Source organism: Streptomyces sp. NPDC052682 (assembly GCF_040678435.1).
GTDB lineage: Bacteria > Actinomycetota > Actinomycetes > Streptomycetales > Streptomycetaceae > Streptomyces.
Genome location: NZ_JBFATS010000005.1, coordinates 302,824 through 329,491, shown reverse-complemented (window position 1 = coordinate 329,491; position 26,668 = coordinate 302,824). Strand labels below are relative to the sequence as shown.

Below are 26,668 nucleotides of genomic sequence, written 5' to 3'. Positions count from 1 at the left end.
ACATCCCCACGGGCCGGTGTCCGTACCGTGTACCCCGTGTCTCATTTGCTGGGCAGGGGCCGGGAGGCCCGACACGACCCCGTAATGTTGAGGGCGTGACCGTGAACGCTAAGACCAGCCCGAGCGCTGGCAACACCTGGCGAGACCTGCCCGCGGCGCAGCAGCCCGAGTACCCCGACCCCGAGGCTCTGCGCAAGGTGATCGCGGACCTCGAGTCGTATCCGCCGCTCGTCTTCGCGGGCGAGTGCGACCAGCTGCGCGCCCGGATGGCGGCCGTCGCCAAGGGAGAGGCGTTCCTCCTCCAGGGCGGCGACTGCGCCGAGGCGTTCGACGCGGTGTCCGCCGATCACATCCGCAACAAGCTCAAGACGCTGCTCCAGATGGGCGCCGTGCTGACGTACGCCGCGTCCGTGCCCGTGGTGAAGGTGGGCCGGATCGCCGGCCAGTACTCCAAGCCGCGCTCCAAGCCGACCGAGACCCGCGACGGCGTGACGCTGCCCGTCTACCGCGGTGACTCCGTCAACGGCTTCGAGTTCACGCCCGAGTCCCGCATCCCGGACCCCGAGCGCCTCAAGCGCATGTACCACGCGTCGGCCTCCACGCTGAACCTGGTGCGCGCCTTCACCACCGGCGGCTACGCCGACCTGCGCCAGGTGCACGCCTGGAACCAGGACTTCGTGAAGTCGTCGCCGTCCGGGCAGCGTTACGAGCAGCTCGCCCGTGAGATCGACAACGCGCTGAACTTCATGCACGCCTGCGGGGCCGACCCGGAGGAGTTCAAGACGGTCGAGTTCTACTCCTCGCACGAGGCGCTGCTGCTCGACTACGAGTCGGCGCTCACCCGGGTGGACTCGCGGACCGGGCAGCTGTACGACGTCTCCGCGCACATGGTGTGGATCGGTGAGCGCACCCGGCAGCTGGACCACGCGCACATCGAGTTCGCCTCGAAGATCCGCAACCCGATCGGCATCAAGCTCGGCCCGACGACCACGGCCGAGGAGGCCCTGCAGTACATCGACCGCCTCGACCCTGAGCGCGAGCCGGGCCGGCTGACCTTCATCGTCCGGATGGGCGCCGACAAGATCCGCGACCGGCTTCCCGAGCTGGTCGAGAAGGTCACGGCGTCCGGCGCGGTGGTGGCCTGGGTGACCGACCCGATGCACGGCAACACCTTCGAGGCGGCCTCCGGTCACAAGACCCGCCGCTTCGACGACGTGCTCGACGAGGTCAAGGGCTTCTTCGAGGTCCACAAGGAGCTCGGCACCCACCCGGGCGGCATCCACGTGGAGCTCACCGGCGACGACGTCACCGAGTGCGTGGGCGGCGGCGACGAGATCTTCGTCGACGACCTGCACCAGCGCTACGAGACGGCCTGCGACCCGCGGCTGAACCGCAGCCAGTCGCTGGACCTGGCGTTCCTGGTCGCCGAGATGTACCGGGACCAGTGACGGCCTCGCCTGTCACCAGCTCTTTTCGGCCATGAAGTGGGGCGCGGATCACATACGATCCGCGCCCCGCACCGCTTTTGCGTCTCACCGGCGCCAGGTAAGGTTAGGTTAGCCTCACCGATCAAGGGTCGGGATGGCACGACCCTGAATCCCGACCGGAGGTGAGCCGCGTGTACGTCTGTTCTTGCTTCGGCATCACCGAACAGCAGGTCAAGCAGCACGCGGAGAACGGCGCCTGCACCCCCCGGCAGATCGCCTCGGCCTGCAAGGCGGGCACCGACTGCGGCTCGTGCGTACGCCGGATCCAGGCCCTGCTGGGCAGGGGCGCGTGCCCCCGCCGTGAGCTGGCCGACCAGGGCGAGCCGGTGCTGGCCCGGCTGGACGAGGCCGCCTAGCTGGGCTGCTCGATCTGCTGGGCGATGTACAGCGCCTCGCCGAGCTTGTCGATGAGCTCCAGCTGCGTGTCCAGGTAGTCGATGTGGTGCTCCTCGTCCGCGAGGATCTCCTCGAAGAGGTTCGCGGACGTCACGTCCCCCTTGGCGCGCATCACCTCGATGCCCCGCCTGAGGCGGTCGATGGCCTCGACCTCGATCTGCCGGTCGGCCTGGAACATCTCGGTGACCGTCTGGCCGACCCGGACGTGGAACAGGCGCTGGTAGTTGGGCAGACCGTCCAGCATCAGGATGCGCTCGGTGATCCTGTCCGCGTGCTTCATCTCGTCGATGGACTCTTCACGCGTGTACCTGGCGAGCTTGGTCCAGCCCTTGTTGTCCTGGATCCGGTAGTGCAGCCAGTACTGGTTGATCGCGGTGAGCTCGCCGGTCAGCTGCTCGTTCAGGAATTCGAGGACCTCGGGGTCGCCCTGCATCGCAGAGGCTCCTTCCAACCGGGGGATCTGGCGGGTTGCGCCGCATGATTCCACCGGCACCGAAGATCGTCCAGTAAGTCGGCACTTAGTAAGTTAGTGCAGGCTTAGTTCTGCTTGCGGCCATTTGACGTTGATTGTTGTTGATTGTCCGAATGTATGGGGTCCCGGTCTTTGCACAGCCCTGGGTCTGTCAGGATGGAGTCATGGGTCAGCCGGTGGAACGCGAGTCGGGAGAGGGCGGTTCAGGAGGAGCGGCGCAGCCCGGGCTTCCCCCGGGTCAGCGGGTGCAGAAGGGCTGGCCGGTCACGCACTACGGGCCGGTTCCCCGCTTCCGCCCCGAGCGCTGGGAGTTCCGGGTCTTCGGCGCCACCGCCGACGGCGAGAAGCACTGCTGGACCCACGAGGAGTTCACCGCCCTGCCGTACACCACGGTCGTGGCCGATCTGCACTGCGTCACGAAGTACAGCATGCTCGGCGCCGAGTGGGGCGGCATCCCGGCCCGGACCATCCTCGAGATCGCGCCGCCCGCGCCCGAGGTGACCCATGTGATGGTGTGGGCGGAGTACGGGTTCAGCTCGAACATGCGGCTGTCCGACTTCGCCTCCGAACGCACGCTCTTCGCCACCCACAAGGACGGCGAACTGCTCACCGCCGAGCACGGCTTCCCACTGCGCCTGATCGTCCCCCACCTGTATGCATGGAAGGGCCCCAAGTGGGTCCGCGGGGTGGAGTACATGACCACCGACCGGCGCGGCTTCTGGGAGGAGCGCGGCTACCACAACATCGGCGACCCGTGGAAGGAACAGCGCTACTCCTACCAGGAGGAGCCCGGGGACGGCCCCGAGCTCTGACCTCACCTCTCGCGCAGTTTCTTCAGCCGCTCCACGTCCGCGGCGTGCCCCTCCTTGCCGCCGGGCGTCTCGATGACCAGCGGCACGCCCTCGGTCGCGGGGTGCGTCATCAGGGCCCGGAACGGGTCCTCGCCGATATGGCCGGCGCCGATGTTGGCGTGCCGGTCCTTGTGGGCGCCGGCCACGTCCTTGGAGTCGTTGGCGTGGATCAGCTTCAGCCGGCCCTCGCCGACCGTGTCCACCAGCAGGTCCAGCGTCTGGTGCATGCCGTTCGGCCCGGTCAGGTCGTGCCCGGCCGCGAAGACATGGCAGGTGTCCAGGCACACCCCCAGCTTCGGATGGGCGTCCAGCGCCTCGAAGTACGGCCCGAAGTCCCACGTCCGCGAGCACAGCGAGGCGCCCTGCCCGGCGGTCGACTCCAGCAGCAGGTACGGGTCGTCGTCGCGGGTCAGCTCGTCCAGCAGCGGCAGCAGGTGCTCCCGTACCTGCTTCAGGGCCACCGCCCGGTCCCGGCCGCCGGTCGCGCTGCCCGTGTGCACGACCACGCCCAGCGCGCCGATCTCCCGCCCGCGCCGCAGTGAGTGCCGCAGCGACTCGACCGACCGCTCCACGGTCGCCTCGGTGTGCGAACCGAAGTTGATCAGGTACGGGGCGTGGACGTACGCCGGGATCGACTCGGCCTCGCACGCGGCGCGGAACGCTTCGTCCTGCTGGGGGTTGCCGGGCGGGGTGGCCCAGCCGCGTGGGTTGGCGACGAAGACCTGCACGGTCTCCGCGCCCAGGTCGCGGGCGTAGGACAGGCCGACGGAGTGCAGACCGCCGGCCACGGGGACGTGGCCGCCTATGGGGTTGCGCAGGCGGCCGGACTGCTCGGTGTTCACCCGTTCAGGGTGTCACGGGCCCGGGGGCCGCCGGGCCCGTCAGCCGTGTGATGTCCGTCGGCGGTGCGGGTGTCAGCGGATCTCGATCGTGATCGTCGATCCCTTGGGCGCGGTGTCCCCGCCCTCGACCGACTGGCCCTTGACGGTGTCGCCGAACAGGCCGAGCAGCCCGCGGTCCTCGTCCACCTGGAAGCCGGCGGCCTCCAGTGCGCGCGTGGCGTCCTCGACGCTGTCCCCGACCACGTCCGGGACCTCGACCATCTCGGGGCCCTTGGACAGCGTCAGCGTCACCGTGTCGCCCTCGGCGACCTGGCTGCCCTTGCCGGGGGACTGCCGGACGACCTGGCCCTTGTCGTACTCCGAGGAGGTGACCCGCTCCGCGGCGACCTTTACCTCGAGGCCGGCCTCAGCCAGGTCGGCCTTCGCGTCGGCCAGGTCCTCACCGGTCACGTCCGGCACGTCCACGCTGCGGCCCTTGCTGACGGTCAGCGCGACGGCGGAGCCCGCCCGCACCTTGGTGCCCTGCTCCGGCCCGGTGGAGATCACCTGGCCCTTGGTCACGTCCTCGCTGAACTCCCGGGTGACCATGCCCGGCGCGAGGCCCTCGTCCTTGAGGACCTCCCGCGCCTTGTCCAGGCGGTAGCCCTGGAGGTCGGGGACGCGGACGGTCCGCGGGCCCTTCGAGAGGGTGATCGTCACCGAGTCGTTGCTGCGGATCCGGGCACCGGCCGCCGGGTCGGTGCTGATGACCGTGCCGCGCTTGACGGTGTCGCTGTAGGCCTCCTTGACCGTGCCGAGCTCCAGGCCGGCCTCCGCGAGCCGGTCCCGGGCCTGCGACTCGGTCTTCTCCAGCAGCGGCGGCACCTTGGTGAACTGGCCCGAGTTGATGTACCAGATGCCCGTGCCGACGCCGAGCGCAAGCAGCACGGCGACGACGATCGCCAGCGGGCCGCGCCGCACACCGGAGCGGCGCCGGGGCGGCGGAGGGGGAGGCGTTCTCAGACGGCTGGTGCGGTTGAGCGCCGGGGCGCCGTCCGGGTCGTCCCCGCCGTACGCGTCGCCGTCGACGGGCAGGGGGCGGGGCACCGTCAGCGCGCGCGGGATCACGCTCGTGCGGTCCTCGGCGTTGTCGTGCTGTACCGACAGCGCCTGGGGCGGCATCGCGTCCAGCTGCTCCGCGCTGAGCCGGCCGTGCGCCTCGCGGACCAGGGCGAGCAGCGCGACCGCGTCGTGCGGGCGGACGTCCGGGGTGCGCGCGGTGGCCGAGGCGACCAGCTCGTCCAGCTCGTACGCCAGGCCGGGCACGGTCGCCGACGGCGGCGGCACGTCCTCGTGCAGATGCTTGTAGAGGACGGTGGCGGGGGAGTCCCCGTCGTGCGGCTTGTCGCCGGTCAGCATCTCGAAGAACATGACGCCGCACGCGTACACGTCGACCCGGGGGTCGGCGGTGCCGTGCTCTATCTGCTCGGGCGCGAGGTAGGAGACCGTGCCGAGGACCGTCCCGGTGGTGTTGGTCACCGTGTCCACGGCCCTGACCAGCCCGAAGTCGGCGACCTTGACCCGGCCGTCGTCCCCTATCAGGACGTTCTCGGGCTTCATGTCCCGGTGCACGAAACCGGCGCGGTGCGCGGCGCCGAGCGCGGCCAGCACCGGCTCCAGGATGTCCAGCGCGGCCCGGGGCTGGAGCGCCCCGCGCTCGCGCAGCACGTCCCGCAGGGTGCAGCCGGCGACGTACTCCATGGCCAGATAGACGTACGGCCCGTCGGTGCCCTGGTCGAAGACCTGCACCACGTTGGGGTGGGCCAGCCGGGCGACGGACTTCGCCTCGCGGATGAACCGCTCCACGAACGAGCCGTCGGCCGCGAGCGTCGGGTGCATCACCTTGAGCGCGAGCACGCGGTCCAGGCGGGTGTCCACGGCCCGGTAGACCGTGGCCATCCCGCCGACCGCGATCCGCGCGTCGACGCGGTACCGGCCGTCGAGCACCTGCCCGACCAGAGGGTCCTGAAGGGTCGTGTCCACGCAGGTGAGTCTACGAGCCACGACCGACACCACATCCCGCCTGCCGATGTTGCTGCGGGACTGCAGCGGACCTGTGACGTCTCCCGCCCGGCGCGTGCTCAGAACGCGGGACGCTCGGGATCGAGAACGGCCATGCCCTCCGCGGGGGACGACGCCTGAGCGAAGTGCCGCCGGGGAATCCGCCCCGCCCGGTAGGCCAGCCGGCCCGCCTCCACCGCGCTGCGCATGGCGGCGGCCATCAGCACCGGCTCCTTTGCCCGGGTCACCGCCGAGGCCAGCATCACCCCCGCACAGCCCAGCTCCATCGCCAGCGCCGCGTCCGACGCCGTACCGGCGCCCGCGTCCAGGATCACCGGCACCCGCGCGTGCTCCACGATGAGCTGGAAGTTGTGCGGGTTGCGGATGCCGAGTCCGGAGCCGATCGGCGAGCCCAGCGGCATGATCGCCGCGCAGCCGACATCCTCCAGTCTGCGGGCCAGCACGGGGTCGTCGTTGGTGTACGGCAGGACGGTGAACCCGTCGTCGACCAGCGTCTCGGCCGCCTCCAGCAGCTCGATCGGGTCGGGCAGCAGGGTGCGCTCGTCGGCGATGACCTCCAGCTTGATCAGGTCGGTGCCGAGCGCCTCCCGGGCGAGGCGGGCGGTCAGCACGGCCTCCCCGGCGGTGAAGCAGCCGGCCGTGTTGGGCAGGACGCGGATGCCCAGCCTGTCCAGGACGGACAGCACGGAGCCGTGCACCGAGGGGTTCACCCGCCGCATCGCCACGGTCGTCAGCTCCGTCCCGGAGGCCACCAGGGCGCGTTCCAGCACCTCGAGGCTGGGTGCCCCGCCGGTACCCATGATCAGGCGGGACGTGAAGGACGTACCGCCGAGGACGAAGGGGTCGTCGGCCATGGTCAGCCTCCTTGGACGGCGGTGAGGACTTCCACGCGGTCCCCTTCGGACAGGGGCGTGGCGGACCACTGCGCGCGCGGGACGACGGTTTCGTTGAGGGCGGCGGCCACCCCGGAGGGCGCCCGGGTGAGGGACTTCACGACGGTGTCGAGGGCCGTGCCGGGCTCGATCTCGCGGGGCTCGCCGTTGACGTGGATGTTCATGCGGGCTGCTCCGTGAGGGCCGCCGCGCCGCTGAAGCGCTTCGGTGTGAAGGGGCGGGCCTCGTCCGGGAGTTCACCGGTCGTCAGGACGTGCGCCATGACGTCCCCGGTGACCGGGGTGAGCAGCACGCCGTTGCGGTAGTGCCCGGTCGCCAGCAGCAGCCCGTCCAGCCCGGTCGGGCCGAGCAGCGGCGCGTTGTCGGGGGAGCCGGGCCGCAGTCCGGCCCGGGTCTCGGTGAGCGGCAGCTCGGTGAGGCCCGGGACCAGCTCGTGCGCGTCGCGCAGCAGCTCGTACACGCCGCCCGCGGTGACCGTGGTGTCCCAGCCCATCTCCTCGCTGGTCGCGCCGATGACCAGCTCGCCGTTCTCGCGCGGCACCAGGTAGACATGGCTGCCGCGCACCACGGCCCTGACCGTCCGGTTCAAGAACGGCGTCCCGTGCGCCGGCATGGTCAGCCGGACCACCTGCCCCTTCACGGGCCGTACGGGCGGCAGGACGTCCTGCGGAACGCCCGCCAGCCGCCCGCTGAGGCTGCCCGCGGCGAGCACCACCTGCCCGGCGCTCAGCGCGGTCCCGCCGGCCGTGACGACCCCCGCGGCCCGCTCCCGCAGGACGGTGAGCCGTTCGGCCCACTCCCGGTGGAAGACCACGCCCGCCCGCTCGCACGCGGCCACCAGCGCCCCGGCCAGCCGGCGCGGGTCGATCTGGTGGTCCCCGTCCACCCGCAGCCCGCCGCGCACGCCCGGCGCGAGCATCGGCTCCAGGCGTCGGCACTCCCGCCCGGACAGCCACTGCGACTGAAGGCCCGACTGCTGCTGCAGGGCGTGCAGTTCCCGCAGGTGGGCGCGGTCGTCGGCGTCCAGGGCGACGGCGAGCGTGCCGCTGCGGCGGTAACCGAGGTCGCGGCCGGTGACGTCGGCGAGCTCGGCCGCGAAGTGCGGGTAGCGCCGCGCCGAGGCCAGGTTCAGGGCGAGCAGCGTCTGCTCCCCGTAGTGCAGCTCCGTGACGGCGGCCAGCATCCCGGCGGCCACCTGCGCGGCTCCGCCGCCCGGCTCGGGGTCGACCACGGCCGTGGCCAGCCCGCGCTGCGCGGCGCGCCAGGCCGTGACCAGGCCGATGATCCCGCCCCCCACGACAAGGACGTCTGACGTGTCGGACCTGGGCGACACAGACGTGTCGGACGTGAACGACATGGGCGTCCAGCCCCTCCCTTCGCCGGCATGACCCGGATCAGGTTCGTACGGTCGGAGGCCGCCAGCCTCCCTCTCAGCCCGGTGCGTCCGGGCTCCCGCGAGTGCTTTACGGTGGCCACCCTAGCCCTCCGGGCTCCGCACTTGTAAGGGAGCCGCCCGCTGGGTACCCGGGAGGGGAGTCGGGCAGGACGACGGCACGGGCGTTGTGGAGCAGGTCACGGGGCACGAGCCCTGACTGACGGTATGTCAGCTGTCTATGGTGATCAGGTGAGCGAGCAGACGCAGGAAAGCGCTCCCCGACAGGGTGGGCCCGCGCCGCGCCGCGTGGTCGTGGCGGGCGCCGGCATGGCCGGGGTGCAGACGGCGGTCGCCCTGCGGGAGCAGGGCTTCACCGGCACCGTGACCCTCATCGGCGCGGAGCCCCACCAGCCCTACGACCGGCCGCCGTTGTCCAAGGCCGTGCTGCTCGGCAAGGCGGAGGGCTCCGCCTTCGACGTGGACTTCGAAGCGCTCGGCATCGAACTGCGGCTCGGCTGCGAGGTGCTGGGCCTGCACCCCGCCGACCACCGGCTGGACACCGAGGCCGGGCCCGTCCCCTACGACGTCCTGGTCGTCGCCACCGGCGCCGAGCCGGTCCGGCTGCCGGGCGCCGAGGGCGTCGCCGGGGTGCATCTGCTGCGCACCCTCGACGACGCCGAGCGGCTGCGGCCGGTGCTCGCCCGGCAGCACGACATCGTGGTGGTCGGGGCCGGCTGGATCGGCGCGGAGTTCGCCACCGCCGCGCGCGAGGCGGGCTGCGCCGTCACCGTCGTGGAGGCCGCCGACCGGCCGCTCGCGGGCGCGCTGCCCGACGAGGTGGCCGCGCCCATGGCCGCCTGGTACGCCGACGCGGGTGTTCAGCTGCGGACGCACACGCGCGTGGCGCGCGTCGAGTCCGGCGCGGTGGTGCTGGACGACGGCACGCGGCTGCCCGCCGGTGCGGTCGTCGTCGGCATCGGGGCACGTCCCGCCACGGCCTGGCTGGCCGGCTCGGGAATCGTGCTGGGGGCCCAGGGGGAGATCCTCGCCGACGAGCACCTGCACGCGTCCGTGCCGGACGTCTACGCGGTCGGCGACTGCGCCTCCTTCCCGTCGGCGCGGTACGGCGAGCGCCTGCTGGTCCACCACTGGGACAACGCCCTGCAGGGGCCGCGCACGGTGGCCGTGAACATCGTCGGGCGGGCCACGGGGCAGGCCCCGGCGGTCTACGACCCGGTGCCGTACTTCTGGTCCGAGCAGTTCGGGCGGTTCGTCCAGTACGCCGGTCACCACGCGGGTGCCGACCGGATGGTGTGGCGGGGCGACCCGTCCGGTCCCGCCTGGACGGTCTGCTGGCTCCGCGACACCCGCCTGGCCGCGCTGCTGGCGGTGGGCCGGCCCCGGGACCTGGCCCAGGGGCGCCGCCTGATCGAGTCGGGCGTGCCGATGGATCCCCTGCTGCTGGCGGACCCGGCGAGGCCCCTGAAGGCGGCCACGGCGTAGCCGGCGCCACCGGCGCGTGCCCCGGGTGGACCGGCCTGACTTCCGACTGTCAGTGCCGGATGGCAGGCTTGTTCCCGTGACCGAGATTGACGCGAAGATCGATGCTCTCGTCCCCGCCTGGCTCACCCTGCCCGACATCGCCGAGAAGCTCGGCGTGGAGGTGACACGCGTCCGGCAGCTGGTCAAGGAGGGCCAGCTCATCGCCGTACGCCGTGGTGAGAACAAGGCACTGCACGTCCCCGCGGACTTCATCGACGGGGACAGGGTCGTCAAGGGCCTGTCCGGGACCCTGACGCTCCTGCGGGACGACGGCTTCACGGTCGAAGAGATGATCGAGTGGCTCTTCACGCCCGACCCCAGCCTGCCCGGCACGCCCGCGCAGGCACTGCGTGAGAACCGCGGCACGGAGGTGAAGCGCCGCGCCCAGGCGCTCGCCGTCTGACCGAAGCCCACTCGAACAACGTCCGGCACTGTCCGACCAGGGCCGGACCTGAACACACCGCCCGGTGCCCGGGCCGCGGCCACACGGGCCACGGCCTCGGGCCGTGCCGTGCCTGCCGTGCCTCCAGGGCCCGTGGCCGGGGGCGGCTTCCACGGCCGCTGCCAGGGAGCGGGCCCCGGTCCCCTCTGTAGGCCCGGGCGTGCCCGCCACGGGCGGCTCCGGGTGCCCGCCCTCCGTGCCCGCACCGGACGTGCCGGCACGGCCCGTACGCTGGGTCAGGGCCGGCCCGAGGCCCGTGTGCCGGCCGCGGCCGTCCCCGCCCGCACGGCGACACCGGGAGCCTTCCGCGGCCCGTGCCCCCGGGCGCGGCCCGCGCGCACCCGTACACCACCGATACCGGGGGATCGTCCATGCCCGACACCGTCACCACCGCCCGCACGGCCCGGCTCGCCGACGCCCGCCTCTACCTGTGCACCGACGCCCGCAAGCGCCAGGGCGATCTGGCGGAGTTCCTGGACGCGGTCCTCGCGAACGGCGTGGACATCGTGCAGTTGCGCGACAAGGGCATGGAGGCCGCCGAGGAACTGGAACACCTGGAGGTCTTCGCCGACGCCTGCGCCCGGCACGGCAAGCTCCTCGCGGTCAACGACCGCGCGGACGTCGCCCACGCCGCCCGCTCCGACGTCCTGCACCTCGGCCAAGGCGACCTCCCGGTCCCCGCGGCCCGGGCGATCCTCGGCGATGCCGTCGTGATCGGCCGCTCGACCCACGCCGAGTCCGAGGCCGCCGCTGCCGCCGTCCAGGAGGGCGTGGACTACTTCTGCACCGGCCCGTGCTGGCCGACCCCCACCAAGCCCGGCCGCCACGCCCCGGGCCTGGACCTGGTGCGCTACACCGCCGCCCTGGGTACCGACCGCCCCTGGTTCGCCATCGGCGGCATCGACCTCGGCAACCTCGACCAGGTCCTGGAGGCCGGGGCCCGCCGGGTCGTCGTCGTACGGGCGATCACGGAGGCGGACGACCCGGGTGCGGCGGCGGCACAGTTCGCCAAGCGGCTGCGGCAGGCGGGGTGAGGCGGGACCGGCGCGAGGATGCCCAAGGGGTGGATGTCCAAGGGGGGATGTCCAAGGGGTGGACAGCAGTCCGGCAATCCGGGCGAATCGCCGCGGTCCGGTTGGGGGACCGCCGCCCCCTGACTAACCTGCCGGTATGGCCCTCGGAACCGCATCCACCAGGACTGATCGCGCACGCACCGTGCGCGACATGCTCGCCGCCGGGAAGACGACGTACTCGTTCGAGTTCTGGGCTCCCAAGACCGAGAAGGGCGAGCGGAACCTCTGGAACGCGCTCCGCAGGGTCGAGGCCGTCGGCCCCGACTTCGTCTCCGTGACCTACGGCGCGGGCGGCTCCACGCGCGCGGGCACCGTCCGGGCGACCGAGCAGATCGCCGCCGACACCACCCTCACCCCCGTGGCGCACCTCACCGCGGTCGACCACTCCGTCGCCGAGCTGCGCAACATCATCGGCCAGTACGCCGACGCCGGGATCCGCAACATGCTCGCCGTGCGCGGCGACCCGCCCGGCGACCCGATGGCCGAGTGGGTCCCGCACCCCCGGGGCCTGACCTACGCCGCCGAACTCGTCCGGCTCATCAAGGAGTCGGGCGACTTCTGCGTCGGCGTCGCGGCCTTCCCCGAGATGCATCCGCGCTCCGCCGACTGGGACACCGACGTCGCCCACTTCGTGGACAAGTGCCGGGCCGGCGCCGACTACGCGATCACGCAGATGTTCTTCCACCCCGAGTCCTATCTGCGGCTGCGTGACCGGGTCGCCGCGGCCGGCTGCGAGACCCCGATCATCCCCGAGGTCATGCCGGTCACCAGCGTGAAGATGCTGGAACGGTTGCCGAAGCTCAGTAACGCCTCGTTCCCCGACAGCCTGAAAGAGCGGATCCTCACAGCGAAGGACGATCCGGCGGCGGTACGCTCCATTGGTATCGACTTCGCCACGGAGTTCTGCGCTCGGCTGCTGGCCGAGGGAGTGCCCGGACTGCACTTCATCACGCTCAACAACTCCACGGCGACGCTGGAAATCCACGAGAACCTGGGCCTGCACCACCCCCCGCGGGCCTAGACCGGTCGCACCGGTATACGACACACTCCGTAGCGGCCACTGGGAGAGGGGCGTACATGGGCTGGACGGTCCTCTACATCGCGTTCGGCATCGTCGCGCTGTGGCTGCTGGGCGAGGTGCTCCTGCAGTACAAGGCGCGCCTGCGCTGGCGGCTGCTCGCCTTCGTCGGCTTCCTCGGCGTCGTGGTCGGCGTGCTCATCCCGTCCGTCGTCGTGATCGGCCTCGGCGCGGCCGCCTTCGCGGTCGGCCAGACCTACGTCACGCTGTCGTTCCGGCGCGGCTTCTCGGCCGGCTGGGCGGTGAACGCGCCGGCCCTGGCGGGCCTGGGCGGCAGCAAGCGCCGCCGCGGCGAGCGGACCCGCCAGGAGCCCACCCTGGAGGTCTCCGGCCTCGAGGCCGGAGAGGACACCTACGGCGACGACCGTACGCGGGCGCAGGACAGCGTGGCGTACGACGACGACTACGACCGCGACGACGTCTTCACACCCGCCCGGCCCGGCCGGACGGCGGACGCCGGGACCACCGCCGTCTACGAGCCGCAGCCCCTGCCCGACGACAGCGGCACCTACGGCGTGTACGCCGACTCCGGCTACGCCCACGACCCGCACGCGACGGCCGCCCAGGGCACCGACCAGTCGTACTCGTACGACTACTCCGGCTACGGCCAGCAGGGCTACGGCTACGACACCACGGGCCAGCAGCAGTACGCCGCCTACTCCGACCCGTACATCGGCACCCAGTCCTACGGCGGCGGCTCGTACGACACCGGCTACGGCGACCAGCAGCACTACGCGCAGCAGGGCTACGGGCAGGACCCGTACGCCACCGGCGGCTACGGCGAGACCCCGCCGGGCGGTGTCTGGGTCCCGCAGCAGCGCACCACCGACGACCCGTACGGCGGGGAGCTGCCCGCCGAGCAGCCGTATCCGTACCAGGGCAACGGGCAGCAGGGGCACGGGCACGGGTTCGACGAGCAGTATCGATTCTGAGGGAGGGCCCCGCGGCTCAGGGCGAGCGCGGGCTCAGGGCGAGCGCGGGGTCACTGGGAGCCCCGGAACTCCGGCCCCTCCACGATCAGCCCCGCCACCAGGGCACCCGACATGCCCGCGTGGGGCAGACCGCCGCCGGGGTGGGCCCAGCCGCCGACGGTGAACAGGCCCTCGGTGCGTGTGGTGTTCGACGGGTGCAGCAGACGTCCGCCGGCCGCGGCCAAGGCCGGTGCCGGCACCGCGCCGCCCTCCGCGCCCGTCACCTCCGCGAGGTCGGCCGGGGTGCGGACCTCGTGCCACAGGAGGCGGTCGCGCAGGCCGGGTATCGCGCGCTCGGCCGCCGTGATCAGGTGCTCGGCGTGCTGTTCGCCGACCCGCGCCCCGGCGGGCACCACCGCGGTCAGCGTGACGGCCTCATGGCCCGGGTCCGCGACCAGCGCCGGGTCGTCCGGCCGCAGGACCGTGACCGTGGGGCGCGCGGTCACCCCTGGGACCGGGCCGAACAGGGCGTCCAGCTCGGCCTGCCGGTCCTGTGCGTGCACCACCGTCCGGTGCGCCGTCCCCTCGGGACGCCCGCCGCGCAGCGCCAGCAGCACCGTGAGCCGGCTCGCCGCCCCGCGCTGCGCCGGCACCTCGCCGTCACCCCGCACCGCCGCCCCCCGGGTGAGACGGTCCAGCGCGGCGGGTGCCACTCCGGCGACGACGAAGTCCGCCTGGTCCACCGTCCCGTCGGCCAGCTCCACGCCCGCCACCCGGCCGTCCTTCTCCAGGACCGCGGTGACCTCGGCGCCGAAACGGAACTCGACCTTCCGGGCGACGCACCGCTCGTACACCGCACGCGCCAGCTCCCGCAGACCACCGCGGACGTACCAGGTGCCGAAGGCGTGCTCCATGTACGGCAGCACGGCCGCGCTCGCCGGGGTGACCCGGGGATCCAGGCCGTACGCGAGCGCGTGGCTCTCCAGCAGCGCGGTGAGCCGGGGGTCGCGCAGCTCCCACTCGCCGATCTCGGCGAGCGTGCCCGCCCGGCGGGTGCGCAGCAGCCGCCGGTGGGGGACCGCCGGGTAGGGCTCGCGCTCGGCCAGCACCTGCCAGTTCGGCCACAGCGGCTCCTCCAGCAGCGGCCGGCGGGTGCGGTCCCACGCCTCGCGGGCCCGCACCAGGAACGCGCCCCAGCGCTGCCCGGCGCCTGCCCCGAGCGCCGCGTCCAGGGCCGCGACGACGCCCGCTCGGGAGGCGTTGGGCAGCGCGGCCTCGGTGCCGTCCGGGAACACGTGACGCGCCGACGGGTCGACCTGGACCAGTTCGACGCACGCCTCCAGAGGCTCCTTGCCCGTCTTGACGAACAGGTCCCGGTAGACCGCGGGCAGCGGCAGCACTCCGGGGCCGGTGTCGAAGCGGAAGCCGTCCCGCTCGAAGCGGCGCACCGCTCCGCCGTACGTCTCCGTCCGCTCGTACACCACCACCCGGTGGCCCGCGACAGCGAGCCGGGCGGCGGCCGCCAGCGCGCCCATCCCGGCGCCGATCACCGCAATCCGTGCCATGCCCGCGACTTTATCGGCCACCGCTGACACTCCACGGGCGGGCCGGTGACCAGCGGCTTCGCGGGCGTGCGGAGTACGGCGGCGGAGGCGGTGGTGACCAGGCGGCGGCGGGCGCTGCTGAGGGCCGGTGCGCAGGGGTGAGTATCCGTACCTAGCCGACGAGATGAGTACGCGCGCGGATGGGGCCGCACCTGCGGGAACGAGAGAGTGGAGGCACGGAGAGGGGCACGGCTCCGGCACCGGCGACACGGGGCGCCGGAACGGAGCGGCCCGCGATCCGCTCCTTCCGTCGGCGCAGCCGGTGGGAGCGAGGCACGGGGGATCCCGGGGGACGACCGCAACGGGGGTCCGACGGGGGGACGTACGGGGGAACACACGGGGGAAGAACGGGGGAAGTACGGGGGAAAGGGAAGCGCCGGTTCGGCGGTGGCCCGCGGGGGACGCGGCCACACCGGACCGGCGCTTTCGCCGTGCCAGGCCGGGGGCCCGCCTAGGGGCGGCCGCTCACCCGCCCCTGGAGCAGCCGGGACAGTGCCGCGTGCACATCGTCCAGTGAGCGCTCCGGCTGGAAGGACTTCCAGTCCAGCGCGGCCACCAGCACCATGCCGACCAGCGCCGCCGCCGTCAGCGGAATGTCGATCTCCTCGCTGAACTCGCCGTTGGCCACGCCCTCGCGCAGCACGTCCTCGACGACCGCGACGGCCTCCTGCCGCACCACCATCAGCGTGGACTGCCAGGCCCGGTTGGTACGCCACAGCTCGGCCACGTACAGCTGGGTGAAGGCCGGGTAGCGGTCGATGAAGACCAGCCCCGCGCGGACCATCGCGTCCAGGGCGTCGACCTTGCTGCCGCCCTCCTCGGCGGTCCGCTCGGCCGCCTCCCTCAGGGAGGCCGTCAGCAGGCCCACGCCGTGGCGCAGCAGCTCCTCGAAGAGGACGGACTTGCTGGCGAAGTTGTAGTAGACGGTGCCCTTCGCCACCCCGGCCCGCTCGGCGATCTCGTCGACGGTGGTGGCGGAGAAGCCCTGCTCGGCGATGAGCGTGACGGCCGCCTCGTAGAGCTTTTGCCGGGTGGCCTCACGGCGGGTGCTGCCGCCCGACGCGGCACTGCTGCGTTCCATGGCCCTGATTGTCACAGGTACCGCCTCCTCGGATGTCCGCGCGATCACAGGCTCAGCTCCGGGTGCAGCCGGTCCAGCGTCCACACCTGCCGGCGGCGGGCCGCCACCGCGGTCAGCGCGAGCGCGCCCGCGGTGAACGCGGCGAGCACCACGCACGCGTGCCACACCGGGTCCAGGCCGCCGCCCGTGATGAGCCTGCGCAAGGCCTCGACGACGTAGCTCATCGGCAGGAACGGGTGCAGCGCGTTGAAGAAGCCGGGGCTCGTCTGCACCGGGTAGGTGCCGCCCGCCGACGTCAGCTGGAGCATCAGCAGCGCCAGCACGAGGATCCGGCCGGCCGCGCCGAAGCGCGCGTTCAGCCACTGCACGATCGCCGCGAAGCAGGCCGTCACCAGGAACAGGAAGCCGACCGTCCCGGCGGCCCGGACCATCTGCAGACCGACCGCCCAGTGCAGGACCGCCGTCAGGGCCGCCGTCTGGAGCACCCCGATCGCCACCACCGGCAGCCAGCCCGCCAGGGCGATCCGCCACGCCGAGGCGCCCGCGGCGAGCGCGCGCCGGTTCATCGGCGCGATCAGCATGTAGGCCACCATGGCGCCCACCCACAGGGACAGCGGGATGAAGTACGGGGCGAATCCGGTGCCGTAGTTGGGCGCCTTGTGCAGGTCCCGGGAGACGAGGTGCACGGGGTCCGCCATGACCTCGGTGCGCCGGTCGCGGTCCTGCTTGTCGTAGTCGGGGATCTTCTTCGCGCCGTCGTGCAGTCCGCCGGCGAGCCTGCCGGAGCCGTCGACGAGCTTGTACATGCCGCCGGTGAGGTCGTCGGCGCCCGTCTTGAGCTGGTCGATGCCCTTGTCGAGGTCCTGGGCGCCGGTCTTGGCGGTGCCGAGGCCCTTGTGGAGCTTCCTGGCGCCCGCGGCGACCTTGGCGGCTCCGTCGTTCAGCTGGTTGATCTTCCTGACGGCGTCGTCGAGGTCCTCCGACAGGTGCGGGGCGCGGTCGGCGAGCGCCCGGGCCTGCTTCTGGAGGGTGGCCAGGTTCCGGTCGAGCTTTGCGAGGTCGCCGTCGTGGTCGGCGACCAGCGTGTTGAGGTCGTCGGCGATGACCGCCACATCGGCGGCGGCGTCCTTGGCCTTCTTCAGGTCGGCGCAGGCGGTGTCCGGCAGGACCGGGTCCACGCAGCGCTTGTCGTAGACCGCGTCGAGCGTGTCGGACGCCGTGTGGGCGCCCTTGGCGGCGGCCGGGGCCCGCTTCACCAGGGTGCCGAGGTTGTCGCGGACCGCCTTCGAGCCGTCCGCGACGAGCCGGGCGGTGTCGCCGATGGTCTTCTCGTTGTCCTTGACGTACGGGCCCACCTTGGCGTTGATCCCGTTGACCTTGTCGGCGAGCTTCTGCGTGCCGTCCGCGACCCGACGCGAGCCGTCCTGAAGGTCGCCCGCGCCCTTGTCGAGCGTCTTGAGCCCCTTGGCGAGCTTGCCGCTGCCGTCCTTGGCGTCCTTCAGCCCGGCGGCGAGGTCCTTGGAACCCTTCTCCGCCTTGCCGAGGCCGCCCTTGAGGTCGTCCGCGCCCTTGGCGGCCTTGACGGTCTTGCCGTGGATGTCCGAGAAGGACACGAAGATCTTGTCCAGGAAGGACCGCGAGGTCTTGGTGGACGCCGCCTGGCGCACCTCGCTGAAGACCGTCCGGGAGATCTGCCCGACGATGTAGTTGTTCGCGTCGTTGGTGCGCACCTGAAGCGCCCCGGTCTGCGGGGAGTCGCCCGAGCTGGAGGCGATCCGCTCGCTGAAGTCGCTGGGCATCGTCAGCGACAGGTAGTAGGTGCCGTCCTCGACACCCCGCCGGGCCTCGGCGGCGCTCACCTCGTGCCAGTCGAAGGTGCGGCTGTCGCGCAGCCCCTCGGTGATGTCGTCGCCGGCGTCGAGCCGCTTGCCGTCGACGGTGGCGCCCTTGTCGTCGTTCACCAGCGCCACCGGGATGCGGTCCAGCCGCCCGTAGGGGTCCCAGAACGACCACAGGTACAGCGCGCCGTACAGCAGCGGCAGCACCAGCAGCGCGACCAGAGCGGCGCGCGGGAGCTTGCCCCGGCCGAAGCGGCGGAGCTCAAGAGCGGCCAGTTTCGGCGAGCGCATCGGCCGCCTCCTTCGGTGCGTCAGCGTTCTGGGCGTTCTGTGCGTTCTGGGCGTTCCGGGCGTTCTGGGTGTGCTGGTTCTGGGTGTCCTGGCCGGCTTCGGGTGCTTCGGCGGCCGCTTCGGCTTCGCCCTCGACGTCAGGGGAGCCCTGGGAGTCCCGGCCGGTGCCGGTGGTCACGGCCACCGCGCCTTCGGGGGCCTCGCTGCACACGGCCAGCACCGTCGTGCCCGCCTCGGCGATCGACCGCAGCTGGGCCCACACCTCGGCCCGCTCGGCCGTCGACAGCTTCAGGTCGGTGTCGTCCACACCGAGCAGCCTGGGGCGTCCGAGCAAAGCCAGGGCGAGGGACAGCCGCAGCGCCTCCAGGCGCTCCAGGTCCCGTACGGCCGTGCGGGGCCCCTTGGGCAGGGTCTCCAGGTCGAGGCCGGCCGCGGCCAGTGCGGTGTCGATGCGCCGCCGCTCCTCGCCGCGCCGCTCGGCGCGCGGCCGCAGCAGGCCCCGCAGCGAGTCCGCGAACCGGCGTTGCAGCAGGGCCCGCTCACGCAGGTGCTCCCCGACGGTCAGGGCCGGATCGAGCTCGGTGACACCGGCCACGTTGGCCAGCGCGCTGACGCGGCGCACGGCCGCCATCCGCTTCGGCAGCGGGGACTCACCCACGACAGCCGTACCCTCGGTGGCCTTCATCCGCCCGGTCAACGCCAGCAGCAGACACGTACGGCCCGAGCCGGACGGTCCCTCGATCGCGATCAGCGCCCCGGGCTCCGCGTCGAGACGGACCCCGCGGAACGCCCACCCGCGGGGCCCCTCGAGCCCGAGGTTCCGGGCCGAGACGGCGACTCCGCCCACGGCACACCCACCCCCTGTACTTGACTTCGCACTTTTTGAACTGACTGGTCAGTGCAAAAAGTACTCCGAACTTGCGAGCGAGGCAATCTCGCAGGTCAGAACGGATTGTCAGTGCCATACCTCACGATGGGCACATACGGCACCTCGTGGCTGGGCGTGCCGTCACGCAGACGACAGGAGGTTCGTCATGGCCAGCTACCACGCAGCAGCCGCCCGTCGGCGCCGCGCCACCGGCCCTGCCCCCTCACTGACCGGCCCGGCGAGCGACGTGCACCCCGTGCTGCGCCGGGCCACGGCCCCGCCCGCCGCTCTCGACCTGCTCGCCCAGGCCCGTGCCGGGCTCGACGAGGCCGGCGGCCTCCAGACGCCCAACGAGCGCTACGCCACCGCCCACCTCGCCGCGCTGCGCACGGCCGCCGCCGTGCTCGCCGCCCGGGGGCGGCCGGAGGCCTCGCCCCGAGCCCGGGCCAAGATCAGGAGCGCTTGGGAAGTGCTCCCGGAGATCGCGCCCGAACTCACCGAGTGGAGCGCCCTGTTCGCCTCCGGCGCCCGGCGTCGCGCCCGGGCCGAGGCGGGCATCCAGGGCGCGGCCGGCAGCCGGGACGCCGACGACCTGATACGGGACGTGGCGATGTTCATCCGCCTGGTCGAGCGCATGCTGGTCCTCCAGCCGGTGCTGCCCCAGCCGCGCCCGGAGCCGGACCAGCCGCAGGACGGTGCGCGGGGGCGCGGGATGCCGGACGCGGGCTGATCGGCATACCGCCGGTGCCGAGCCGGGCCGGTCGCGGCGAGTTGAGCAGGGGTGGGCCGGGACAGGGACGAGCGGGCACGGGGGTGGGCCGGTCCCGGGGGCTCGCCTACCCGCAGTGACCGGGCCGGGGACCGGAGGCAATAGGGTGGAGGACGCCTGAAGCCTTGCCCTCCGCAGCCGGTGGGGAGGCCAACCGTTCGCTCCGCCGTCCAGGGCGGTGCCGCGCCGAGGAGTCAACTGCCGTGTCGGACCCGATGCGCCCCCGCGCTTCTCTCCGTACCGCCGTGGTCTGGGAGGTTCTCCAGGACGCCCTGGAGCGCCGGGTCAAGGCCACGGGCCGTCAGGCGCTGGACGTCCTCGACACCGGGGGCGGCAGCGGCAACTTCGCGGTGCCGGTCGCCCGGCTCGGGCACCGGGTCACCGTCGTCGACCCCAGCCCCAACGCGCTGTTCGCGCTGGAGCGCCGGGCCGCCGAGGCCGGTGTCGCCGACCGTGTCCAGGGCGTCCAGGGCGACGCCCACGGCCTGTTCGACGTGGCCGAGCGCGGCGGCTACGACGCCGTCCTGTGCCACGGCGTCCTGGAGTACGTGGACGACCCGGCCGAGGGCGTCCGCAACGCGGTGGCCGCGCTGCGCGCCGAGGGCGTCCTCAGCCTGCTCGCCGCCGGCCTGGGCGGGGCCGTGCTCGCGCGGGCCCTCGCAGGGCACTTCAAGGAGGCCAAGCAGGCGCTCGAGGACCCGAACGGACGATGGGGTACGGGTGACCCCGTCCCGCGCCGTTTCACCGCCGGCCAGCTCACCGAACTGGTGGAGGAGGCCGGTCTGCGGGTCACCGCCGTGCACGGCGTGCGGGTCTTCGCCGACCTCGTCCCCGGCGTGCTGGTGGACACCGAGCCCGGAGCGCTGGAGGCGCTGCTGAAACTGGAGGAGGCGGCGGCCGAGCTGCCCGCCTTCCACTCCGTGGCCACACAGCTGCATGTGCTCGCCGAGACGGACGGGGCTGCCGAGGCCTGAGCAGGTTCCTGTCGTCTTCCGTCGTCTGCTGGTACGGCACCGCTGATCAGCGCCTCGGCTGCGGATGGAGTACGCCACAGGCCCCCCGAACGGGGGCTTGGCGCCGTATGATCGAGGGAGACCGCTTCGGCATGACGGGTCGGCCGCCGGGGAATGGAAGCCTCAGCGGACCGGACCTCCATGGCGGAATCCGGTTGGCCAATTGGCGCAGAGGGGCGGGTTTCACGGGGGCGATTCCCTGCCTATCCTGAAGAGACCCCCCAGGGTCGCCCAGGCGACTGCACGATGAGGAGGACTCCGTGCCGCTCTCGGAGCACGAGCAGCGCATGCTCGAGCAGATGGAGCGAGCGCTGTACGCCGAAGATCCCAAGTTCGCGTCGGCGCTTGAGGGAAGCGGGCTGCGTACGTACACCCGGCGGCGGGTCTACCAGGCGGTCGCGGGCTTCCTCGTGGGTATTGCGCTCCTCATGGCCGGTATGGTCGCCAAGCAGGTCTGGCTCAGTGTGGTGGGCTTCCTCGTCATGCTGGGGTGCGCGGTGCTCGCCGTGACCGGCTGGCGCAAGGCGCCCAAGCCGGGTGAACAGGCCGTCGGTGCGCCGCATGCCCGCCGTCAGGGCCGGCCGCGGCGCTCCATGATGGACAGGATCGAAGAGCGGTGGCAGCGCCGCCGCGACGAACAGGGTCATTAGCCGGTCCACGCGCCGCCGACTGAAGACGCACGTCAGGGGGTGACCACCCACCAGGGTGGTCACCCCCTGACGCATGCACGGGAGCGCCTCCGGCTGCAGGGGCCGAGCCGAGCGGTGGGACCCCTCGGCGCCCCGGGCATCAGCCCCAGGAGCTGGGGCTCACCCCAGGAGCTGGGGCTCACCCCCGGGGCAGAGGCTCAGCCCCGGGGACGGAATCAGCCCGGGACGGCATCAGCCCCGCTGCCCCGACGGCCTGGTCCACCTCGGACGGAGGGCCAGGGCGCGCTCCCGGATGCCCGACCACCAGGCCGAGGCCGTCCACACCACCCGCACCGTCGAGCGGGGTGCGAGCACCGCGCGGAGCCGGGCCGCCCGGCCGGCCGTCGTGCGCAGGCCCGCGGTGGCACGGTGGACGTCCTCGGTGAGGCCCGCGGCCGGGCGGGGCCGAGGCGCGTACAGGACCTGCTCCACCGCGTCCGCCACCCGGTGCACCGACGCCGCCGTCACCGCGTCCAGATCGCCCAGCCGGACGATGCGGTCCGCCGCCTTGCGCGGGGTCAGCGACTCGTCCGGCGCGATGCCGAAGTCCCACGCCGTGTCGGTCAGCTCCTGCCAGACCGCCAGGGTGTGCACCGCGGCGTCCGCGTCCGTCCGGCCGTGTGCCCCGAGCCGCACGGCCCGCGTCCGCAGCCGCCACAGCATCGGTGCCAGGGGGACCAGCAGGACCGCCAGGCCGCCGAGGACCCAGAGCAGGAGCGCGTACCACTCGGGGCCGTCGTCGTCCGTGGACAGCGCCGCCTGCGGGGACTCGCCGGCGCACCCGCCGTCCAGCTTCCGCTGCTCCACCGTGCAGCTCTCGCTCGCCGAGGGCGCGGCGGACGGCGCCTGTGAGGCGCTCTGGGACGGCTGCGCCGGGTTCGGCAGCGAACCGCCGGGCGAGTCGGGCACCGTGTACGACGGGATCGACCCGCGCGTCGGGGTCGGCTCGAAGCGGGTCCAGCCCACGCCCTCGAAGTACAGCTCCGGCCAGGCGTGCGCGTCGCGCAGCCCCACCGCGACCGAACCGTCCCCCTGCGGGGTGCCCGGCGCGAAGCCCACCGCCACCCGGGCCGGTATGCCCAGCTCACGTGCCATCGCCGCCATCGCGAAGGAGAAGTGCACACAAAAGCCCTGCTTGTCGCGCAGGAAGCGGGCGATCCCCTCCGAGCCGCTGCCGACCTCCACCCGGGTGTCGTACTGGAAGCCGCCGGTCACCGCGAAGTAGTCCTGAAGCTTGACCGCCTTGTCGTACGGGTTCGTCGCTCCTTCGGTGACCTGCCGGGCGGTCCTGCCCACCACGGGCGGCAGGGAGTCCGGCAGCTGGGTGTACTCACGCTCGATGGCCGGGGGAGGCTTCGGCGCCGAGGCCAGCTGCTCCGGCGTCGGCTGCACGTCCAGGCTCCTCACCTGGTACGTCAGGCCGCGGGTGTTCTGGCCGTGGTCGCCGACCAGTGTCATGCCCACCGGTTCGTAGCGCCAGTTGCCCTGGATGGTGACGCCGCTCGGCGGGTAGGGCATCGGCAGCCAGTCCTGGGCGTACCAGTCGGCCGCCGTGATCGTGGTCTCGTACTGGTCGCGCTTGACGGCCGGGCCGAGCCCCACCGGCGTGGGGAACTGTCCGTCCGGTACGGGCTCGATGCGCCGCTTGGACGGCTTCCACGTGGTGCCGTCGAAGTCGTCCAGGGACACGATCCGGATGTACAGGTCGGAGACGTCGTTGTTGTTCTTCGTCCGCAGCGTCAGGACCTGGCGGTCCTGGTCCACGTTGAGGCTGTCGCGCAGGGACACCAGCGGGTTGACCGCGGAGATCGTGCCGCCGCCCCCGGTGCCGGAGCCCACGCCCCTGCCGGCGGCGTCCAGCAGGCCGCCGTGCATCGCGGGCAGCCCGAGCGGAACCACCAGGGCGATGCCCAGCGCGACCACACCGATGCGCCGCCCGGTGCGCACCGGGGCGAGAGCCCCGCTCGGCTCGCCGCCCGGGGTGCGCGGTGCCCCGCCGAAGACCCGGCCCCACTGGGAGAGCCGCTCGCGGCCCTCGGCCAGCAGCAGCATCAGATAGCCGCCCGCCGCCACCAGGAACCACAGCCAGTCGGCGCCGCCGTCGGACAGCCCCGCGGCGACCGAGTACAGCGCGAGCAGGGGCAGTCCTGCCGGGGCCGCGGTGCGCAGCGTCACCGCCAGGGTGTCCACCAGCAGCCCGATCACCAGCACCCCGCCGAGCAGCATCAGCCGGATGCCGTCGGAGGACAGCGGCGCCGGGATCGCGTACCGCGCGATGTCGTCCGCGCCCTGCTGGAGCAGATCCGCGAAGTGGCGCAGCGCGTCCGGGCCCGGGATCAGCCCGAACAGGGCCTGCCTGCGGGCGAATGCCAGCGTCAGCAGCAGCACCGTGACGACGCTCTGCGCCGCCACCGTCAGCACCCGGGCCAGCGGGACGCGGCGGGCCGCCGCACCCACGCCCGACTGCACCGCCAGCAGGAACGCCGCCTGCAGGATCCAGCTCGCCGGTTCGACCAGGGGCAGCAGGGCCGAGGCCGCCATCAGCGTGGCCGCCCACGCGCACAGCGTCAGCCGGGCTCGCCCGCTCATGCCCGTCCCTCCCCGCCGCTCGCCGTCACCAGGCCGGACCGCTCCCGGTCCGCCTGCCGCCACAGCTCGTTCAGGGAGGCACCCCGTGGCACGCTCAGGGCCGTCCAGCCCGCCTCGCGCAGCATCCGCAGCCGCTCCCCGTTCCCGTCCGAGCGGCCGGGCACATCCGTCGGTTCCCGCACCCAGGCGGCGCTGTCCAGGAGGAAGGCCACCGCGCCCGAGCTGCGCTGCCGCATCCGGGCCAGCACCGCCGCCTGCTCCTCGTCCAGGTCGCCGAGGAAGGCCACCAGCAGCCCCTCGCTCCCGCCGCGCAGCACGTCATACGCCCGGGACAGGCCCGCCCCGTCGGAGTGGTCGATCACCGCGAGGGTGTCCATCATCAGCCCGGCCGCGTCGGCCGACTCCTGGCTCGCGCCCGCGAACCCGTCGCCGCCCTCGCCCGGCACCGCGTTGCCGGTGTCCGTCAGCAGCCGCACCGAAAAACCGCGCTCGAGCATGTGCACCAGCACGGACGCGGCGGCCGAGACGGCCCACTCGAAGGCCGAGTCCGGGCCCGCGCCCTCGAAGGCGATGGCCCGCGTGTCCAGAAGCACCGTGCAGCGGGCCCGCTGCGGCTGCTCCTCGCGGCGCACCATCAGCTCGCCGTAGCGGGCGGTGGAGCGCCAGTGCACCCGGCGCAGGTCGTCGCCGTAGCGGTAACCGCGCGGGATCACGTCGTCCTCGCCGGCCAGCGCCAGCGAGCGCTGCCGTCCCTCGCCGTACCCCTTCGCCTCGCCGCTCAGCCGCACCGGCGGCAGCGGCTCGGTGCGCGGGATCACCGTCAGGGTGTCGTACGTGGAGAAGGACCGGGTCAGCTCGCACATGCCGAACGGGTCGCTCAGGCGCAGCTGGAGCGGCCCGAGCGGATAGCGTCCGCGCAGGTCGGAGCGGACCCGGTAGGACACCTCGCGGCGCCCGCCCGCCTCGACCCGGTCCAGCACGAACCGGGGGCGCGGGCCGAGCACGTACGGCACCCGGTCCTGGAGCATCAGCAGGCCCGTGGGCAGCCGCGAGACGTTCTCCATCCGCAGATGCACCCGGGCCTCGGAACCGGCCGGCACGCGCGCGGGGGACAGGCGGCGGCTGCCCGCGACCCGGTACCGCGTGCGGTACAGCACGCCCGCGCACACCAGCGGCAGCACCGCCAGCAGCAGTCCGACCCGCAGCAGGTCGCTCTGGCCGAGCACATAGGCGCAGATGCCCGCGGCGACACCGGCGGCCAGGAAGGAGCGCCCACGGGTGGTCAGGCCGGCCAGGGCGGTGCGCACGCCGCTCCTGTCGCCGCGGTCGCCGTCCACCGGACCCGGACCCGGGGTGGTCATCCAAGCCTCCGCGGCGGCTGCTGGGGATAGGCCGGTGCGCCGCGGCCCAGGCCGCCGAAGGCGCTCTGCTGGGGCGTCGCGGGGACCGGGGTGCTCTGCAGGATCTCCTGGACGACCTGCTCCGCGGTGCGGCGGTTGAGCTGGGCCTGCGCGGTGGGCAGCAGACGGTGGGCGAGGACGGCCACGGCGAGAGCCTGCACGTCGTCGGGGAGCGCGTACTCCCGGCCGCTGAGGGCGGCGGACGCCTTCGCCGCGCGCAGCAGGTGCAGCGTCGCGCGCGGGGAGGCGCCGAGTCTGAGGTCGGGGTGGCTGCGCGTGGCGGCGACCAGGTCCACCGCGTACCGCCGCACCGCGTCGGAGACGTGCACCCCGCGCACCGTCTCGATCAGCTTCACGATCTCGTCCGCGTGCGCCACCGGCTGGAGGTCCTCCAGCGGCGAGACGCCGCCGTGCACGTCCAGCATCCGCAGCTCGGCCTCGGGGCTGGGATAGCCGACCGAGACCCGGGCCATGAAACGGTCGCGCTGGGCCTCCGGCAGCGGGTAGGTGCCCTCCATCTCGACCGGGTTCTGCGTCGCCACCACCAGGAAGGGGCTGGGCAGCTCGTAGGTCTTGCCGTCGATGGTGACCTGGCGTTCCTCCATCGACTCCAGCAGCGCGGACTGCGTCTTCGGCGAGGCCCGGTTGATCTCGTCGCCGATCACCACCTGCGCGAAGATCGCGCCCGGCTTGAACTCGAAGTCCTGGCGCTGCTGGTCCCAGATGGACACACCGGTGATGTCCGACGGCAGCAGGTCCGGCGTGAACTGGATACGCCGCACCGAACAGTCGATGGACCGCGCCAGCGCCTTGGCGAGCATGGTCTTGCCGACCCCGGGGACGTCCTCGATGAGCAGATGTCCCTCGGCGAGCAGCACGGTCAGCGAAAGCCGTACGACCTCGGGCTTGCCCTCGATCACGCCTTCCACCGATTCCCGCACGCGTTCCACGACGGCGGTCAGTTCATCCCCCACCCTCGAATACGCTCGGGCGGGGGTACCCCCATGGTTCGCTCGATCGTCATAGGTCGGCACCCGGCCCTCCTCGGCCCTTTACTTTCTCCGGGCCGACGCACTGTCTGCGCCGCCGGCCCACCCCGAAAC

General features: G+C 72.9%; 24 protein-coding genes and 1 riboswitch. Of the genes, 11 read left to right on the top strand and 13 right to left on the bottom strand.

The window, feature by feature from the left end:
* The first annotated feature begins 95 nt into the window (after positions 1 to 95).
* Positions 96 to 1,448 carry a class II 3-deoxy-7-phosphoheptulonate synthase gene (locus AB0K80_RS10300; RefSeq protein ID WP_365667820.1) on the top strand — a complete coding sequence of 451 codons (1,353 nt, stop codon included), beginning with the start codon at positions 96 to 98 and terminating at the stop codon, positions 1,446 to 1,448.
* A 170-nt stretch (positions 1,449 to 1,618) separates the two neighbouring features.
* Positions 1,619 to 1,843: a (2Fe-2S)-binding protein gene (locus AB0K80_RS10295; RefSeq protein ID WP_365667818.1), complete on the top strand. Its 225-nt coding sequence runs from the start codon at positions 1,619 to 1,621 to the stop codon at positions 1,841 to 1,843.
* Here the strand turns inward: AB0K80_RS10295 and bfr are convergent.
* Positions 1,840 to 2,316: a bacterioferritin gene (bfr, locus tag AB0K80_RS10290; RefSeq protein WP_365667816.1), complete on the bottom strand. Its 477-nt coding sequence runs from the start codon at positions 2,314 to 2,316 to the stop codon at positions 1,840 to 1,842. The genes AB0K80_RS10295 and bfr overlap by 4 nt on opposite strands.
* Before the next feature lie 203 nt (positions 2,317 to 2,519).
* Here bfr and AB0K80_RS10285 point away from each other — a divergent pair, with 203 nt between their 5' ends.
* Positions 2,520 to 3,167, top strand: a complete 648-nt coding sequence (locus tag AB0K80_RS10285; RefSeq protein ID WP_365667814.1) for a sulfite oxidase-like oxidoreductase — start codon at positions 2,520 to 2,522, stop codon at positions 3,165 to 3,167.
* Between the two features lie 2 nt (positions 3,168 to 3,169).
* Here the strand turns inward: AB0K80_RS10285 and AB0K80_RS10280 are convergent, their stop codons facing one another.
* The 5 genes from AB0K80_RS10280 to thiO all read right to left on the bottom strand — a co-directional run bounded on the left by AB0K80_RS10280 (position 3,170) and on the right by thiO (position 8,359).
* Positions 3,170 to 4,048, bottom strand: coding sequence for a deoxyribonuclease IV (locus AB0K80_RS10280; RefSeq protein ID WP_365667812.1), 879 nt, complete (start codon positions 4,046 to 4,048; stop codon positions 3,170 to 3,172).
* Positions 4,049 to 4,120: 72 nt separating this feature from the next.
* Positions 4,121 to 6,070, bottom strand: coding sequence for a Stk1 family PASTA domain-containing Ser/Thr kinase (gene pknB, locus AB0K80_RS10275; protein ID WP_365667810.1), 1,950 nt, complete (start codon positions 6,068 to 6,070; stop codon positions 4,121 to 4,123).
* A 98-nt stretch (positions 6,071 to 6,168) separates the two neighbouring features.
* Positions 6,169 to 6,963, bottom strand: a complete 795-nt coding sequence (locus AB0K80_RS10270) for a thiazole synthase (protein ID WP_365667808.1) — start codon at positions 6,961 to 6,963, stop codon at positions 6,169 to 6,171.
* 2 nt (positions 6,964 to 6,965) lie between these two features.
* On the bottom strand, positions 6,966 to 7,166 hold the full coding sequence (gene thiS, locus AB0K80_RS10265; protein WP_365667806.1) for a sulfur carrier protein ThiS: 201 nt from the start codon (positions 7,164 to 7,166) through the stop codon (positions 6,966 to 6,968).
* A complete protein-coding gene (gene thiO / locus AB0K80_RS10260; RefSeq protein WP_365667805.1) occupies positions 7,163 to 8,359 on the bottom strand; it encodes a glycine oxidase ThiO in 1,197 nt (398 codons plus the stop codon). The genes thiS and thiO overlap by 4 nt, the downstream gene beginning before the upstream one ends.
* Positions 8,357 to 8,468, bottom strand: a riboswitch (TPP riboswitch). (Overlaps the previous gene by 3 nt.)
* Before the next feature lie 158 nt (positions 8,469 to 8,626).
* On the opposite strand from thiO, the gene AB0K80_RS10255 reads away from it, so the two are divergent.
* The 5 genes from AB0K80_RS10255 (at position 8,627) to AB0K80_RS10235 (ending at position 13,444) form a co-directional block, all read left to right on the top strand.
* Positions 8,627 to 9,880 carry an FAD-dependent oxidoreductase gene (locus tag AB0K80_RS10255; protein ID WP_365667803.1) on the top strand — a complete coding sequence of 418 codons (1,254 nt, stop codon included), beginning with the start codon at positions 8,627 to 8,629 and terminating at the stop codon, positions 9,878 to 9,880.
* Positions 9,881 to 9,956: 76 nt separating this feature from the next.
* Positions 9,957 to 10,322 (top strand): Rv2175c family DNA-binding protein, encoded by a 366-nt coding sequence (locus AB0K80_RS10250; protein ID WP_365667801.1) that lies wholly within the window; start codon positions 9,957 to 9,959, stop codon positions 10,320 to 10,322.
* Between the two features lie 410 nt (positions 10,323 to 10,732).
* Positions 10,733 to 11,395 (top strand): thiamine phosphate synthase, encoded by a 663-nt coding sequence (gene thiE / locus AB0K80_RS10245; protein ID WP_365667800.1) that lies wholly within the window; start codon positions 10,733 to 10,735, stop codon positions 11,393 to 11,395.
* A 136-nt stretch (positions 11,396 to 11,531) separates the two neighbouring features.
* Positions 11,532 to 12,455, top strand: a complete 924-nt coding sequence (gene metF, locus AB0K80_RS10240; RefSeq protein ID WP_365667798.1) for a methylenetetrahydrofolate reductase [NAD(P)H] — start codon at positions 11,532 to 11,534, stop codon at positions 12,453 to 12,455.
* Between the two features lie 56 nt (positions 12,456 to 12,511).
* Positions 12,512 to 13,444: a hypothetical protein gene (locus AB0K80_RS10235; RefSeq protein WP_365667796.1), complete on the top strand. Its 933-nt coding sequence runs from the start codon at positions 12,512 to 12,514 to the stop codon at positions 13,442 to 13,444.
* A 50-nt stretch (positions 13,445 to 13,494) separates the two neighbouring features.
* On the opposite strand, the gene AB0K80_RS10230 is transcribed toward AB0K80_RS10235, so the two are convergent.
* The 4 genes from AB0K80_RS10230 to AB0K80_RS10215 all read right to left on the bottom strand — a co-directional run bounded on the left by AB0K80_RS10230 (position 13,495) and on the right by AB0K80_RS10215 (position 19,084).
* Positions 13,495 to 14,988, bottom strand: coding sequence for an NAD(P)/FAD-dependent oxidoreductase (locus AB0K80_RS10230; RefSeq protein ID WP_365667794.1), 1,494 nt, complete (start codon positions 14,986 to 14,988; stop codon positions 13,495 to 13,497).
* 490 nt (positions 14,989 to 15,478) lie between these two features.
* A complete protein-coding gene (locus tag AB0K80_RS10225) occupies positions 15,479 to 16,108 on the bottom strand; it encodes a TetR/AcrR family transcriptional regulator (protein ID WP_365667792.1) in 630 nt (209 codons plus the stop codon).
* A 44-nt stretch (positions 16,109 to 16,152) separates the two neighbouring features.
* Complete coding sequence (locus AB0K80_RS10220; RefSeq protein ID WP_365667790.1) at positions 16,153 to 18,237, bottom strand: YhgE/Pip domain-containing protein; 2,085 nt, start codon at positions 18,235 to 18,237, stop codon at positions 16,153 to 16,155.
* Positions 18,209 to 19,084, bottom strand: a complete 876-nt coding sequence (locus tag AB0K80_RS10215) for an ATP-binding cassette domain-containing protein (RefSeq protein WP_365667789.1) — start codon at positions 19,082 to 19,084, stop codon at positions 18,209 to 18,211. Before AB0K80_RS10215 ends, AB0K80_RS10220 begins: the two co-directional genes overlap by 29 nt.
* Before the next feature lie 187 nt (positions 19,085 to 19,271).
* Between AB0K80_RS10215 and AB0K80_RS10210 the strand changes: the two genes are divergently transcribed.
* The 3 genes from AB0K80_RS10210 to AB0K80_RS10200 all read left to right on the top strand — a co-directional run bounded on the left by AB0K80_RS10210 (position 19,272) and on the right by AB0K80_RS10200 (position 21,537).
* Positions 19,272 to 19,835, top strand: coding sequence for an SAV_6107 family HEPN domain-containing protein (locus tag AB0K80_RS10210; protein ID WP_365667787.1), 564 nt, complete (start codon positions 19,272 to 19,274; stop codon positions 19,833 to 19,835).
* Positions 19,836 to 20,077: 242 nt separating this feature from the next.
* On the top strand, positions 20,078 to 20,848 hold the full coding sequence (locus AB0K80_RS10205; protein WP_365667785.1) for a methyltransferase: 771 nt from the start codon (positions 20,078 to 20,080) through the stop codon (positions 20,846 to 20,848).
* Between the two features lie 299 nt (positions 20,849 to 21,147).
* Positions 21,148 to 21,537, top strand: a complete 390-nt coding sequence (locus AB0K80_RS10200; RefSeq protein ID WP_365667784.1) for a DUF3040 domain-containing protein — start codon at positions 21,148 to 21,150, stop codon at positions 21,535 to 21,537.
* Between the two features lie 231 nt (positions 21,538 to 21,768).
* Here the strand turns inward: AB0K80_RS10200 and AB0K80_RS10195 are convergent, their stop codons facing one another.
* From AB0K80_RS10195 to AB0K80_RS10185, 3 genes are read right to left on the bottom strand one after another with little or no spacing between them, the layout of a single operon-like run.
* The gene (locus tag AB0K80_RS10195) at positions 21,769 to 24,165 is read right to left on the bottom strand and encodes a DUF3488 and transglutaminase-like domain-containing protein (RefSeq protein ID WP_365667782.1); all 2,397 of its coding nucleotides are present in this window, start codon (positions 24,163 to 24,165) and stop codon (positions 21,769 to 21,771) included.
* On the bottom strand, positions 24,162 to 25,526 hold the full coding sequence (locus AB0K80_RS10190) for a DUF58 domain-containing protein (protein ID WP_365667780.1): 1,365 nt from the start codon (positions 25,524 to 25,526) through the stop codon (positions 24,162 to 24,164). The genes AB0K80_RS10195 and AB0K80_RS10190 overlap by 4 nt, the downstream gene beginning before the upstream one ends.
* Positions 25,523 to 26,539 carry a MoxR family ATPase gene (locus AB0K80_RS10185; protein ID WP_365667778.1) on the bottom strand — a complete coding sequence of 339 codons (1,017 nt, stop codon included), beginning with the start codon at positions 26,537 to 26,539 and terminating at the stop codon, positions 25,523 to 25,525. The genes AB0K80_RS10190 and AB0K80_RS10185 overlap by 4 nt, the downstream gene beginning before the upstream one ends.
* Positions 26,540 to 26,668: the final 129 nt, after the last annotated feature.

Excerpts from the sequence above, each read along its gene's own strand:
- AB0K80_RS10270 (WP_365667808.1), bottom strand. The coding sequence starts at position 6,963 with ATGGCCGACGACCCCTTCGTCCTCGGCGGTACGTCCTTCACGTCCCGC.
- AB0K80_RS10195 (WP_365667782.1), bottom strand. The coding sequence starts at position 24,165 with ATGAGCGGGCGAGCCCGGCTGACGCTGTGCGCGTGGGCGGCCACGCTG.
- thiS (WP_365667806.1), bottom strand. The coding sequence starts at position 7,166 with ATGAACATCCACGTCAACGGCGAGCCCCGCGAGATCGAGCCCGGCACG.
- AB0K80_RS10190 (WP_365667780.1), bottom strand. The coding sequence starts at position 25,526 with ATGACCACCCCGGGTCCGGGTCCGGTGGACGGCGACCGCGGCGACAGG.
- AB0K80_RS10230 (WP_365667794.1), bottom strand. The coding sequence starts at position 14,988 with ATGGCACGGATTGCGGTGATCGGCGCCGGGATGGGCGCGCTGGCGGCC.
- thiE (WP_365667800.1), top strand. The coding sequence starts at position 10,733 with ATGCCCGACACCGTCACCACCGCCCGCACGGCCCGGCTCGCCGACGCC.
- AB0K80_RS10225 (WP_365667792.1), bottom strand. The coding sequence starts at position 16,108 with ATGGAACGCAGCAGTGCCGCGTCGGGCGGCAGCACCCGCCGTGAGGCC.
- metF (WP_365667798.1), top strand. The coding sequence starts at position 11,532 with ATGGCCCTCGGAACCGCATCCACCAGGACTGATCGCGCACGCACCGTG.
- AB0K80_RS10235 (WP_365667796.1), top strand. The coding sequence starts at position 12,512 with ATGGGCTGGACGGTCCTCTACATCGCGTTCGGCATCGTCGCGCTGTGG.
- thiO (WP_365667805.1), bottom strand. The coding sequence starts at position 8,359 with ATGTCGTTCACGTCCGACACGTCTGTGTCGCCCAGGTCCGACACGTCA.
- AB0K80_RS10210 (WP_365667787.1), top strand. The coding sequence starts at position 19,272 with ATGGCCAGCTACCACGCAGCAGCCGCCCGTCGGCGCCGCGCCACCGGC.
- AB0K80_RS10285 (WP_365667814.1), top strand. The coding sequence starts at position 2,520 with ATGGGTCAGCCGGTGGAACGCGAGTCGGGAGAGGGCGGTTCAGGAGGA.
- AB0K80_RS10220 (WP_365667790.1), bottom strand. The coding sequence starts at position 18,237 with ATGCGCTCGCCGAAACTGGCCGCTCTTGAGCTCCGCCGCTTCGGCCGG.
- bfr (WP_365667816.1), bottom strand. The coding sequence starts at position 2,316 with ATGCAGGGCGACCCCGAGGTCCTCGAATTCCTGAACGAGCAGCTGACC.